The sequence below is a fragment of the Bradyrhizobium sp. F1.4.3 genome (genome assembly GCF_040548375.1).
Lineage (GTDB): Bacteria > Pseudomonadota > Alphaproteobacteria > Rhizobiales > Xanthobacteraceae > Bradyrhizobium.
On sequence record NZ_JBEPRN010000007.1, the window covers coordinates 233,624 to 246,206 of the forward strand.

Genomic DNA, 12,583 nt, shown 5'->3' on the forward strand with positions numbered 1-12,583 from the left:
CGAATCCCCCCGTCGCCCCATACGCACTCAAGCTGCACCGCGGATCTGTTGCGGCGTCAGCCCGGGCGGCCCTTGGCCTGCCGTCTCGGCCTCCTTGATCAGCGTAACAATGCGGCGCATCAGCGGCACCTCGATCTTGTTTTGCTCGGCAAGTGCGATGACCGCACCCTGGAGGTAGTCGATCTCGGTCTTGCGGCCCTGCTTCAGATCCTGCCACATCGAGGAGCGCGCCTCCGGATCGATCTTCATGGTCTTTCCCAGGATCAGGTTGAAGATAGTATCCGGCAATTTCAGCAGCGTCGGCATCCAGTTCGCCGGGATCGGCGTCGCCGACACCGGCGTGATGCCGGCGGCCTTCATCGCAAGCAAGCCCTCCGCCATCTGGTCGGCGAACAGCTTTCGCCATTCGCGGTTTGCCAATTGCGCCGCAAGCGGCATGTCGGACAATGCGCTGAGCGCGTTGTTCAAATTGATGATCAGCTTGCCCCATTGGACGCCGGTGATGTCGCGGCTCGCGCGCATCGCAAGACCCGGCACCGAGAGTGCCGCGGCGGTGTTGTCCGCATCTTCGCCGACATGGATGTCGCCGGAGGTCGAGCGGTGGAAGCGCCCCTCGCCCATCGCGATCACGTTGAACGGCACCATGCCGGCGAGCACCCGCCGGCCGCCGAGGCGCTCGTTCAGCAGGGCAACGTTGCCCACGCCGTTCTGCAAGGACACGATGACGGCATCCTGCGGCGCGAGCTGCGCGATCTGATCCGCGATATCTGCGGTGTCGGCACTCTTCACCGTGACCAGCACGATGCCGGCGCTGTGGAAGATCGAAGGATCCTCCGACAGCGCTAACTGGCCGGTACCTAGCTTTTTCTCGGAGCCGTCGAAATCGGTGAGCCGCAGGCCAAACCGCTCGATCTCGGCCTTGACCCGCGGTCGCGCCAAAAGTGCGACGCGGCGGCCGGAGGCCGCCAGCATGCCGCCGACGAAACAGCCGATGGCGCCCGCACCGGCCACCACGATCGATCGATCCGTAACCACCTGAGCTTGCTCCCCTTAACGACTCGCCCTCGATAGCAGAGGCTGTGTCTGCTGCCCATCGCGCGGTTGCGGCGCATTCGCCTTGTAACCGTCATGAGAGCCTCATATGTTTCCGAAAGGGGCTTGTTACCGGCAGGAGAACGCCATGGGTTTACTCGACGTCCTCAACGGCATGCAGAACGGCCCGCGTGGCCCGAGCGCGCCAAGCTCACAATCTTCTTCCAGCGGCGGCATGTCGCCCATGACCATGGCGATCCTCGGCCTGCTCGCCTGGAAGACATTCAAGCATTTGACGGGCAACCAATCCGGCAGCACGCCACAGCCGTCCCCGGCGCCGACGCACCTCCCCCCGCCGGTGAATGCTGGTGCAGGTGGCGGCCTCGGAGGCGCGCTTGGCGGTGGTGGCGGCCTTGGTGACCTTATGAAGGGCGGCCTCGGGGGCCTGCTCGCGGGCGGTGCAGCCGGCAGCGTGCTCAGCGGCGGGCTCGGCGATCTCCTCAACCAGCTCCAACAGGGCGGCCATGGCGAGACCGCGAACAGCTGGGTCGGCAAGGGCGAGAACAAGGCGATCGCACCCGGCGATCTCGCCAACGCGCTCGGCGCCGACCAGATCCAGAGCCTCTCCGCCCAGAGCGGCCTGTCGCGCGACGAGCTGCTCTCCGGCCTCAGCCAATATCTGCCGCAGGTGATCGACCATTTGACGCCGGATGGACGGCTGCCGACCGAAAACGAGCTTTCGGACCGAGTCTGATTTAAATCAAAACGAGGGGAGCACGAACATGAGCTTGGGCGGCATCTTGTGGATCATCGTCGTCGGCTTCATCGCCGGCCTCATCGCACGCTGGCTCGCGCCGGGGCCGAACAACCCGAGCGGCTTCATCCTCACCACCATCCTCGGCATCGTCGGCGCGTTTCTGGCGACTTTCATCGGCCAGGCCATCGGCCACTACGGTCCGGACCAGGGTGCCGGCTTCATCATGGCCACGATCGGCGCGGTGGTGGTGCTGTTCATCTGGCACCGGCTGGTGGCCAGTGGCGTGATCAAGGGGTAGGTTTCAGTCTTCGTCGGCCCGGACAAGCGCGCCTCAAGCGCGCGCAGATCCGGGATCCATAGCCACAGGGAGTAGTTTGGCGAAGACTGACAACTCCGAGCCTTCGCCAAACGACTCCCCGTGGTTACGGGTCCCGGCCTTCGCCGGGACGACGCTTGTGTTTGCCGCGCTCGACGAACGCATCACGCAATTAAATGCATACCAGCATCCATGCGCACGACCTCGCCGGTCATGTTGCTCGACGCCGGCATCGCCAGGAAGCAGACGAGCTGCGCGATGTCTTCCGCGGTTGAGGCGACCTTCAGCGGCACCTTCGCCACCACGCTGTCGCGCACCTGCTTGGCGCCCGCCTCGCCGCGGCCCTTGGTGAACCAGGGTGTATCGATATAGCCGGGACACACCGTGTTGACGCGGATCAGCGGCGCCAGCGCACGTGACAACGACAGCGTCATCGTGTTCAGCGCGCCCTTGCTCGCCGCATACGCGATCGATGAGCCGACGCCGCTGATGCCGGCCACTGAAGAGACGTTCACCACGGCGGACGGCCGCCCCGACATCTTCGCGCCAGCCTCGAGCAGGCTGCGTGCCGCGCGCACCATCTGGAACGGGCCGATCGTGTTCACTCCGTACAAGCGCTGGAAGTCTTCCGCCGACAATCCGTCGAGGTCGGCATGGGCAACGTGCTTGGTCGTGGCGGCATTGTTGACGAGGATGTCGAGCCGGCCCCAACCGGCGGCGGCCGCCACGATCTTGCGGCAATCCTCGTCGCGCGAGACGTCGCCCTGCGCCACCAGAACTTCAGCCGCGCCCGCCTTGCGACAAACTTCCGCGGTCGCCTCGGCTTCCTTCTGGCTCGAGGAATAGTTGATGACGAGCCGCGCCCCGCTGCGGGCGAGAATTTCCGCGGTCGCCGCGCCGAGGCCGGATGCGGACCCCGTCACGATTGCGCACAAGCCGTCCTTTGCCATCCGGTTTTCCTTCCCTGTTTTGAATGCAAGCTTTTAGAACTGGCCTTGTTTAGCGAGTTTGTTGCGCGCTGCAAATCGAGCAAACTCCGCTAAGCGGAATTAATCGAGATTGATCCCTTTGCCCATGCCGGCACCGCAGATGGACCTGCGATCAACGCTTGTCAGGGCCATGGCTTTTTCCGATCATCGGGCGCAAGAAGAGCCCGCGCGCCAGCCCACCGGACAAGGGCGTGCCAATGGCAAAACACGGGGAACGCTGTGGCGGAGAGTGACAACATCGTCGTCGAGACCGCGGAGAAAATCTTCGCCGATCTCGCCGATCCGCAGACCATCAACAACGACAGGAAAGACGCCTGGAAGGCGCCGCTGTGGCAGGCGCTGAGCGAGGCCGGCCTGCCGTTGTCCTGGGTGCCGGACGATCTCGGCGGCTCCGGCGCGAGCCTTGCCGACGGCTTTGCGCTTCTGAACGCCGCCGGACGATTTGCGGTCTCGGTTCCCCTGGCCGAGACCATGCTGGCAGGCTGGCTGCTGACGCAGGCGAAGATCGCCTCGCCCGAGGGCGAGATGACGGTGCTGCCGGCGTCGCCAAAGGATCGTATCACGCGCGATGCCGACGGCACGCTCTCCGGCCGCGCCCGCGGCGTGCCGTTTGCGAAGGCCGCCAGGTATTTTGCGGTGCTTGCGCACGGCAAGGATGGCGCCTCGATCGCGCTGGTCGACGCAAGTGTGGGCCGGATCGAAGCCGGGCTCAATGTTGGCTACGACCACAGCGATACCGTGACGCTCGACAAGGTCCAGCCCGTCACCATCAAGCCCGCGCCGAAGGGCTTTGACCAGACCACAATGATGCTGATGGGCGGCGTCGCGCGCAGCCTTCAGATCGCAGGCGCACTGGAAGCGATGCTCGACATCTCCGTGCGCTATTCCAACGAGCGCGTCGCCTTCGAGAAGAAGATCTCGAAATTCCAGGCGGTACAGCACAATCTTGCACGCTTGGCCGGCGAGTCGGCTGCTGCGCTTGCGGCTGCGACCTCGGCCGCCGACGCCATCGCGAACGCAAAATCGTTCGACGACGAGGTCTACCTCGAAGCCGCCTCCGCAAAGATCCGCTGCGCGGAAGCCGCGGAAAAGGGTGGCGCCATCGCGCATCAAGTCCACGGCGCGATCGGCTTCACCATCGAGCATATTTTGCACCGCTATTCGCTGCGCGCGCTGGCCTGGCGCGACGATTTCGGTTCGGAAAGCCACTGGGCCGTCGAGCTCGGCAAGCTGGTTGCCAATCGCGGCGCCGACGAATTGTGGCCGCTCGTGGCTGCGCGTTGATCAGGGGGAGAAACACATGACCGCCGCTCTCCGTTTCGATCCGATCCGCCTGCCCGAAGAATGCGAACAGCTGCGCAAGGAAGTGCGCGCCTTCCTCGCCGAAGAGATCGCCGCAGGCACCTTCGATCCGCACAAGCCCAACCGCGAAGACACCGACGCGCCGGAATTTTCCCGCCGGGTCGGCGCCAAAGGCTGGCTCGGCATGACCTGGCCGAAGAAATATGGCGGCCAGGAGCGCTCCTTCCTCGAACGCTATGTGGTGACGGAAGAGATGCGCGTGGCCAACGCGCCGACGCGGCGCTTCTTCGTCGCCGATCGGCAGAGCGGGCCGGTGCTGCTGAAATACGCGCCTGAGCACATCAAGATGGAGATCCTGCCGCGCATCTGCCGCGGCGAGATCTGCTTTGCGATCGGCATGAGCGAGCCGAACTCCGGCTCGGACCTGTTCGCCGCAAAGACGCGCGCGACCAAGACCGACGGCGGCTACCTCATCAACGGCACAAAAATATGGACGTCATCGGCGCACATCGCCGACTACATGATCGCGATCTTTCGCACCTCCCCGCCGACCAAGGAAAACCGCCGTCACGGCCTGACGCAGTTTTTGGTCAAGATGAAGCAGCCGGGCATCCAGGTGAATCCGATCGGCCAGATCACCGGCCAGTATGAGTTCAACGAGGTCGTCTTCACCGACTTCTTCGTGCCCGATGATCACTTGCTCGGCGAAGTCGACGGCGCCTGGAAGCAGGCGACCAGCGAACTCGCCTATGAGCGCTCGGGCCCCGAGCGCTTTCTCGAAACCTACTACGTGCTGACCGAGCTTGTCCGCGCGGTCGGTCCCAATCCGGACACGCGCAGCGCCGAAGGCATCGGAAGGCTGGTTGCCCAACTCCACACCATGCGGCGCATGTCGGTCTCGGTTGCCGGCATGCTGCAGGCCGGCAAGGAGCCGGTGGTGGAGGCCTCCATCGTCAAGGACATCGGCACCGTCTGGGAGCAGCAGCTTCCGCATCGCGTGCGCGATCTCGCCGCCTTCGTCGAGGAGACCGCGACCAACCGCGAGACGCTGGAGCGACAGCTCGATTTCGCCATCAAGACCGCACCGAAACTCACCATCCAGGGCGGCACAACTGAAGTTCTGCGCGGCATCATCGCCCGCGGGCTTGGCCTCCGCTAAACCTTCGAGGATCATCATGAGCACCTATAAAGATATCGGCGTCGAGAAGGTCGGGCATGTCGGCACCATCGAAATCCGCCGCCCGCCGCTCAACTTCTTCGACATCTCGCTGATCAACCAGATCGCAGACGCACTCGACGAATTCGACCGCGACATCGAGATCCGCAGCTCGGTGCTGTCGGCACAGGGCAAGGCGTTCTGCGCCGGCGCCAATTTTGGTGACCCGGCACGGCAGGCGCAGGAAGCGCGCGAGGCCGAGAAGAACGCAAAGGGTGATCCCGCCGACAACCTCGGCCCGATCAATCATCTCTACATCCAGGCGGTGCGCATCTTCCGCGCCAAGAAGCCGATCGTTGCGGCCGTGCAAGGCGCCGCCATCGGCGGCGGATTGGGCCTCGCAGTGTCGGCGGATTTCCGCGTCACCTGCCCCGAGGCACGCTTCTCCGCGAATTTTACAAAACTCGGCTTCCATCCCGGCTTCGGCCTGACCCTGACGCTTCCCGAGCTGATCGGCAAGAACAACGCCGAGCTGATGTTCTACACCAGCCGCCGCGTCACCGGCGAAGAGGCAGTCAAATGGGGCCTCGCCAACCAGCTGGTGCCGCAGGACCAGGTCAAGGCCGCCGCCATGAAGCTCGCCGGCGAGATCGCCGAATGCTCCCCGCTCGGCCTCGTCTCCACCCGCGCCACGATGCGCGCCGGCCTCGCCGACCGCGTCATGGCCGCGACCAACCACGAGCTGGTCGAACAGACCAGGCTGCGCGCGACGGAGGATTTCAAGGAAGGCGTGAAGGCCACCGAAGAGCGGCGCGCGGCGAATTTTAGGGGGCGGTGATCGCAGCTACGTCCCGCCGCACTGGTTCGCCGCCGCCACATTCTCCGCCGTCGTCCCGGCGAAGGCCGGGATCCATAACCCCAGGGAGAAGTTGCAGCGCGCGGCTGCTAACCACGAGCCTTCGCCAAACCACTGCCTGTGGTTATGGGTCCCGGCCTTCGCCGGGACGACACGGGCGTATGTGGCTAACTACTTCCGCCCCGCCACCAGCGCATCGACGATCGTCACACCTTGTCCCTCCGGATGCACCAGCACCGGGTTGAGCTCGATCCCCGCAATCTCCGCCGCATGCCGCGCGGCAAGAACGGAGATATCCGCAATCAGCTGCGACAGCGCCAAAACATCCGCCTTCGCCGCTCCAGGAAGCCTCGAAGGATGAACGGCCCCGCCGGTGGCCGTCGCCCCTTCGAGGCTCGCCGAAGAGGCGAGCACCTCAGGGTGACGGATCACTACCAAGCAATCAACCGACGCGGAACGTCACCCCGCCCAGCAGGAACTCATTGCCCGCAACCGCAAGCCCTTTCGCCCTGGCAGCATGCAGCACACCCGCCACATCGGCCACCCGAAACTCCAGCGCGCTCATGATCTCGCCCGCACCCCTGACGAAACGGAAGTTGGCATTTGGCAATTTCAGTTCGGCAGCGCCGTCGCCACTCGGCACAACACCGATGATCTTGCTCCAGTGCGCCGCCAACCCTATCGGGTCCGGGCTCTGCATCTCGACACCCGTCAGCGCCTGCGTCACATCCTTGCGGATGAATTTTTGCCAGTTCGGACCCGCCGGCGGATACGGTCCCAGGATGTCATCGCTGCCTTCGGTGTGGTTGAACTCGATGAAGGCGGCGCGGCAGTCGCGGGGGTGGAGCTGCACACCGCGATAAGGCGCGTGATCAATGACGTTGGCCGTGCGCACACCGATCGCGTTTGCGTTGCGACCACGTTCGTCCGGATCGTTGCAGCAGAAGATCGCCATATAGCCGCCGCGGCCGCCGGTCTTTTCGATGAAGCGGCCGGCCGTGGTGCCGCCCTTGAACGGCGCAACGACTTCCAGCAGGATCGTATCGACCGGAAGCAGCGCGTTTTCCAGGCCGTATTTTGCGACGTTGCCGTCGCGATAGCAGACCGCGAGGCCCATGATCTGCGCGATGTCGGAGATCACGGGCGCGAGCTGCGGCGCGACCAGGCAAATCTGGCGCAGCCGCATATAGGGCGCCATCGTCATGCGCCCTTGAAGGTCGGCTTGCGCTTCTCGACGAAGGCCTTTGCGGCCTCCTTGTGGTCCTCGGTGTCGCCGCAGCGGGTGTGATGGATCGCCTCGCCGTCGAAGCAATCTTCCAGCGCCAGATGCTCGGCATTGTTGATGTTGCGCTTGATGAAGCCAAGCGCGATAGATGGTCCCTGCGCCAGTAACAGCGCGAGCTCATGCGCGGCGGCATCGACCTCGGCGTCGGGGACGACCTTCGTCACCATGCCGATCGCATGCGCTTCCTTGGCGGTGAGCACCGGCGAGGTCAGATATAGCTCCCGCGCCCGCGCGCTGCCGAGCAGCTGGGTCAGGAAATAGGTGCCACCGTAATCGCCGGAAAAGCCGACCTTGGCGAAAGCAGTGGTGATCTTGCAGGACTCCGAGGCGACCCGGAGATCGCAGGACAGCGCCATCGACAGGCCCGCGCCGGCGGCGGCACCGTCGAGCTGCGCCACCACGGGTTTTGGCATCTGGTGCAGAATGCGCGAGACCTCCATGCCGCGGCGCAGGTTTGCGAGCTTCTGCTCGAACGGCAGCGGCGCGCGGCCCTCCGCCATCGACTTGACGTCGCCACCGACGCAGAACAAACCGCCGGCGCCCTTGAACAGCACCGCGCGCACCTCCGGATCATCGGCCGCGCGCCGCGCCGCCTCGACCAGCCCGCGCACCATATCCGGATTGAGCGCATTCTTGCGCTCGGGGCGGTTCATGGTGATGGTGAGCAGCCCGCCTTCGAGCGTTTGCAGGACCATGTCGTTGCTCATGGGTGTCTCCCTTGTTGTTGTTTTGCTCCGTCATTCAGGAGCGCGCCGCTTAGCGCGAGCCCGGAATCCATGTCTCAACAGTCAATGCGGCCCGATGGATCCTCAGATGCGCAATTGCGCATCATAGTTCTCGCTTCGCGAGCCCCGGGATGACGATTTATTGCTGGGCGCGCTTGTCGTGACGACGGCTCGCGCCGTCATTTCTTCACCAGTGGACAGCGCGACTGCTCCAACGACTGGAACGCCTCGTTGCCGGGCACCGTGGCGAGCAGCTTGTAGTCGTCCCAGCGGCCCTTGGACTCCGACGGCTTCTTCACCTCGAACAAGTACATATCGTGCACCATGCGGCCGTCCTCGCGGATCTTGCCGTTCTTGGCAAAGAAGTCGTTGATCGGTGTCTCCTTCATCACTTTCATAACAGCGGCGGAGTCCGTCGTGCCGGCTGCCTTCACCGCCTTCAAATAGTGCATGACGGAGGAATAGACGCCGGCCTGCGCCGAAGTCGGCGGCCTCTTCATGCGCTCGGTGAAGCGCTTCGAGAATGCGCGCGTGTCGTCGTTGAGGTCCCAGTAGAAGGCTTCCGCCAGCAGCAGACCCTGTGCCGTCTCCAGTCCGATCGAGTCGATATCGGTGACGAAAGCGAGCAGCGGCGAGATTTTCTGACCGCCTTTCATGATGCCGAACTCGGCCGACTGCTTGATGGCGTTGACGGTGTCGCCGCCGGCATTGGCAAGCCCGATCACCTTGGCCTTGGAGGCCTGGGCCTGAAGCAGGAACGACGAGAAATCTGACGTATTGAGCGGGTGGCGCACGCTGCCGAGCACCTTGCCGCCGGTCTTGGTGACGACGGCGCTGGTGTCCTTCTCCAGATCCTGGCCGAAGGCATAGTCGGCGGTGAGGAAGAACCAGGTGTCGAGGCCCGACTTCACGGCGGCGAGGCCGGTGACATTGGCCTGGCCGAAGGTATCGAACACATAGTGTACGGTGTAGGGACCGCAGGCCTCGTTGGAGAGGCGGATCGAGCCGGGCCCGTTGAAGATGATGATCTTGTTGCGCGCCTTGGCGATCTCGGCAGCGGCAAGTGCAGTTGCGGAGGCCGCAACGTCGTAGATCATCTCGACGCCCTGGTTGTCGATCATGTCGCGGGCAATGTTCGCCGAGAGATCGGCCTTGTTGAGATGGTCGGCCGCCAGCACCTGGATCTTGCGGCCCAGCACCTCGCCGCCGAAATCCTCGACCGCCATCTTGGCCGCGGTCTCGCTGCCCGGACCGGTGATGTCGGCGTAAAGGCTCGACATGTCGAGGATGCCGCCGATCTTCAGTGGCGGCTTGTCCTGGGCCTGCGCGGCGCTTACGCTCAGCGCAAACGACGCGGCAAAAATGCCCGACAAAATTCTCTTCATTGAAAAAGACCTCCCTTGATCGCCTGCCTCTGATGGCGGCTTGGTTATTGCTGTTGCCACAATCATGCCGCATGCGCGAGAGCGCAGCAAGCGCAGGTGCGTTACGCAGATGCGATTGACATGCATGTTTTCCGCAAAGCGGAATGGTGGCGTGGGGCGAAATGCTTCCACATCGTCACTGCGAGCGAAGCGAAGCAATCCAGAGTCCTTCCGAGATGGGATTCTGGATTGCTTCGCTACGTTCGCACTGGCGGAGTGTGAGGTCACGCGGCAACGTCACACCCGTACCTCGCGGGCGGATCGAGTCGAAGCCTCTTCGCGACCGACTACGCTTGAGTTAAGATTGACGCTTGACGCAACCTCTCCGGGCAACGTGACGCGACGATCCATCCTCATTGCCGCAGCATTCCTTCTCGGCTCGTGCATCACTGCATTCGCGAGCCCCTGCCAATTCGAGTCCCAGGGCGAAGGCCGCGTCGCCGCAATTGTCGACGCGCGCAACGTGCGTCTCGACGATGGCCGCGACATCCGTCTCACCGGCATCGAGGCGACGACATCGACGAGGCAGGCGCTGACATCGCAGCTTGTCGGCCGCGACGTGGCGCTGCGCGGCACTGACGACACACCCGACCGCTATGGCCGCCAGGCGGCGCTCGTGTTCATCGGCGAGGCTGACACCTCGGTGCAAGAGATGCTGCTCGCCCAGGGCGACGCACTCGTCTCGGCCGAGATCGCGGACAAGGACTGCGCGGCGGCCCTGATGTCGTCCGAGGCCGAGGCGCGGCGCCAAAAAAAGGGCAATTGGGCTGACCCGTCGGCCATAAAAAACGCGGAAAGTCCGGACGATATTTTGGCCGGGATCGGGCGCTTTATGGTGGTCGAGGGCAAAGTCCTGTCGGTCCGGCAAGCTGGGGCAGTGACCTACCTCAACTTCGGACGGAACTGGACACGTGGCTTTGCCGCGACTATTTCAAGGCGCACGCTACCGGCGTTTGAAAGCGCCGGGATTGCCCTTAAGTCCCTGGAAAATCGGCGTATTCGAGTCCGGGGCTGGGTTGAGGGGACGACGGGGCCGCGTATTGACGTGCTCCGGGTGGGACAGGTCGAGTTGCTGGGCGCAAACGAGCCGAACGGGGTAAGGCCCTAAGGGGCCAGGCACGGGTTAAGCGACGTGAATGGGGTGCTAGAACGGCACGGACGAGGTGATGGCCGCCGCCTGCGGGCTGCGCCGGCCGTGCTATGCCTTGTCCTGGGCACAGCCCTCGCCGGCTGCGGCGACATGAACCGGTTCCAGGCCGCAGCAACGCCACCGATGGTCGCGATGCCCAAGCCGAAGCCGGCCGTCGCCCAGACGCCGGCCACAGAAAAGGAGCACGAGCGCATCCTGGCGAGCTATGGCGGCGCCTATGACGACCCCAGGCTCGAATCACTGGTCAGCAAGACCGTCGACCGGCTGGTTGCCGCCTCCGATCGTCCCGACCAAGGCTACAGGGTCACCATCCTCAATTCCGGCGCCGTGAACGCCTTCGCGCTGCCGAACGGCCAGCTCTATGTCACGCGCGGCTTGCTCGCGCTGGCCAGCGACACCTCGGAATTGTCCTCGGTGCTGAGCCACGAGATGGCGCATGTGCTGTCCAAGCATGCCGCGATGCGCGAGGACCAGGCGCGCCAGGCCGCGATCGTTACCCGCGTCGTCACCGACATGAGCACCGATCCCGATCTCACCGCGCTCGCGCTCGCCAAGACCAAGCTGACCATGGCGAGCTTTTCGCGCAATCAGGAGTTCGAGGCTGACGGCATCGGTGTCGGCATTTCCGCCCGCGCGCATTTCGACCCCTATGGTGCGGCCCGCTTCCTCTCGGCGATGGAGCGCAATGCCGAACTCAAGGCCGGCAAGACCTCGCTCGATCCGCGCGCCCAGGATTTCACCTCGTCGCATCCGGCAACGCCCGAGCGCGTGCAGAACGCGCAGACGATCGCGCGGCAATACGTTGCTCCGGAAGGTGGCGAGCGCGACCGCGAGAGCTATCTCGCCGCGATCGACAACCTCGTCTATGGCGAAGATCCCAGCGAAGGCTTTGTCCGCGGCCGGCGTTTCCTGCATCCAAAGCTCGGCTTCACCTTCCAGGCGCCGGACAATTTTACGCTCGACAACACCGCACAGGCGGTGATCGGCGTCCGCGAGGGCGGCTCGCAGGCAATGCGCTTCGATGTGGTGCGGGTGCCGGCCGAGCAGTCGCTCGGCGACTACCTCAATTCGGGCTGGATGGAGGGCGTCGAGAAACCCTCCACCGAAGACGTCACCATCAACGGCTTTCCGGCCGCTTCCGCCACCGCCAAGGGCGATCAGTGGCAGTTCAAGGTCTATGCGCTGCGCTTCGGTAGCGACGTCTACCGCTTCATCTTCGCGACACGACAAAAGTCGACCGAGAGCGAGCGCAACGCGCGCGAGACCGTCAACTCATTCCGCCGCCTGACGCTCGAAGAAATCCAGGCCGCCCGTCCCCTGCGCATCAAGGTCATCACCGTGCAGCCCGGCGACACCGCGGAATCGCTTTCCCACCGCATGGCCGGCGTCGATCACCCCGCCGAGCGTTTTCGCGTGCTGAATGGGCTCGATCGCAACGCCCAAGTGAAGGTCCGCGACCGCGTGAAGATCGTGACGGATTGAGGCGCGCTTAGCGCAATCGCGACCGCAAACTCCGCCGTCGTCCCGGACAAGCGTAAGCGCAGATCCGGGACCCACAACCACAGGATACCGGAATGGGCACGCTGGTAGC

13 protein-coding genes are annotated in these 12,583 nt (G+C 64.3%); 7 read left to right on the plus strand and 6 right to left on the minus strand.

The window, feature by feature from the left end:
- Positions 1-27: 27 nt before the first annotated feature.
- Positions 28-1,035, minus strand: coding sequence for a 2-dehydropantoate 2-reductase (locus tag ABIB73_RS20905; RefSeq protein WP_354226869.1), 1,008 nt, complete (start codon positions 1,033-1,035; stop codon positions 28-30).
- Positions 1,036-1,180: 145 nt separating this feature from the next.
- Here ABIB73_RS20905 and ABIB73_RS20910 point away from each other — a divergent pair, with 145 nt between their 5' ends.
- Positions 1,181-1,786, plus strand: a complete 606-nt coding sequence (locus ABIB73_RS20910) for a YidB family protein (protein ID WP_354226870.1) — start codon at positions 1,181-1,183, stop codon at positions 1,784-1,786.
- Between the two features lie 28 nt (positions 1,787-1,814).
- A complete protein-coding gene (locus tag ABIB73_RS20915; RefSeq protein ID WP_354226872.1) occupies positions 1,815-2,087 on the plus strand; it encodes a GlsB/YeaQ/YmgE family stress response membrane protein in 273 nt (90 codons plus the stop codon).
- Between the two features lie 182 nt (positions 2,088-2,269).
- Here ABIB73_RS20915 and ABIB73_RS20920 read toward each other — a convergent pair whose 3' ends face one another.
- Positions 2,270-3,055, minus strand: coding sequence for an SDR family NAD(P)-dependent oxidoreductase (locus ABIB73_RS20920; protein WP_354226873.1), 786 nt, complete (start codon positions 3,053-3,055; stop codon positions 2,270-2,272).
- Between the two features lie 258 nt (positions 3,056-3,313).
- Between ABIB73_RS20920 and ABIB73_RS20925 the strand changes: the two genes are divergently transcribed.
- The 3 genes from ABIB73_RS20925 to ABIB73_RS20935 are packed head-to-tail and all read left to right on the plus strand — an operon-like array spanning position 3,314 to position 6,390.
- Positions 3,314-4,378: an acyl-CoA dehydrogenase family protein gene (locus tag ABIB73_RS20925; RefSeq protein ID WP_354226875.1), complete on the plus strand. Its 1,065-nt coding sequence runs from the start codon at positions 3,314-3,316 to the stop codon at positions 4,376-4,378.
- Between the two features lie 16 nt (positions 4,379-4,394).
- On the plus strand, positions 4,395-5,555 hold the full coding sequence (locus tag ABIB73_RS20930) for an acyl-CoA dehydrogenase family protein (RefSeq protein ID WP_354226876.1): 1,161 nt from the start codon (positions 4,395-4,397) through the stop codon (positions 5,553-5,555).
- 16 nt (positions 5,556-5,571) lie between these two features.
- Complete coding sequence (locus tag ABIB73_RS20935) at positions 5,572-6,390, plus strand: enoyl-CoA hydratase/isomerase family protein (protein ID WP_354226878.1); 819 nt, start codon at positions 5,572-5,574, stop codon at positions 6,388-6,390.
- Between the two features lie 189 nt (positions 6,391-6,579).
- Here the strand turns inward: ABIB73_RS20935 and ABIB73_RS37625 are convergent, their stop codons facing one another.
- From ABIB73_RS37625 to ABIB73_RS20955, 4 genes are all read right to left on the minus strand, one after another.
- The gene (locus tag ABIB73_RS37625; RefSeq protein ID WP_502918447.1) at positions 6,580-6,840 is read right to left on the minus strand and encodes an acetate--CoA ligase family protein; all 261 of its coding nucleotides are present in this window, start codon (positions 6,838-6,840) and stop codon (positions 6,580-6,582) included.
- Positions 6,841-6,850: 10 nt separating this feature from the next.
- Positions 6,851-7,606 (minus strand): VOC family protein, encoded by a 756-nt coding sequence (locus tag ABIB73_RS20945; protein ID WP_354226882.1) that lies wholly within the window; start codon positions 7,604-7,606, stop codon positions 6,851-6,853.
- A 2-nt stretch (positions 7,607-7,608) separates the two neighbouring features.
- Positions 7,609-8,400 (minus strand): enoyl-CoA hydratase, encoded by a 792-nt coding sequence (locus tag ABIB73_RS20950; protein WP_354226884.1) that lies wholly within the window; start codon positions 8,398-8,400, stop codon positions 7,609-7,611.
- A gap of 197 nt (positions 8,401-8,597) precedes the next feature.
- A complete protein-coding gene (locus tag ABIB73_RS20955) occupies positions 8,598-9,803 on the minus strand; it encodes an ABC transporter substrate-binding protein (RefSeq protein WP_354226886.1) in 1,206 nt (401 codons plus the stop codon).
- A gap of 343 nt (positions 9,804-10,146) precedes the next feature.
- Between ABIB73_RS20955 and ABIB73_RS20960 the strand changes: the two genes are divergently transcribed.
- A complete protein-coding gene (locus tag ABIB73_RS20960; protein ID WP_354226888.1) occupies positions 10,147-10,950 on the plus strand; it encodes a thermonuclease family protein in 804 nt (267 codons plus the stop codon).
- Between the two features lie 132 nt (positions 10,951-11,082).
- The gene (locus ABIB73_RS20965; RefSeq protein WP_354226890.1) at positions 11,083-12,474 is read left to right on the plus strand and encodes a M48 family metalloprotease; all 1,392 of its coding nucleotides are present in this window, start codon (positions 11,083-11,085) and stop codon (positions 12,472-12,474) included.
- Positions 12,475-12,583: the final 109 nt, after the last annotated feature.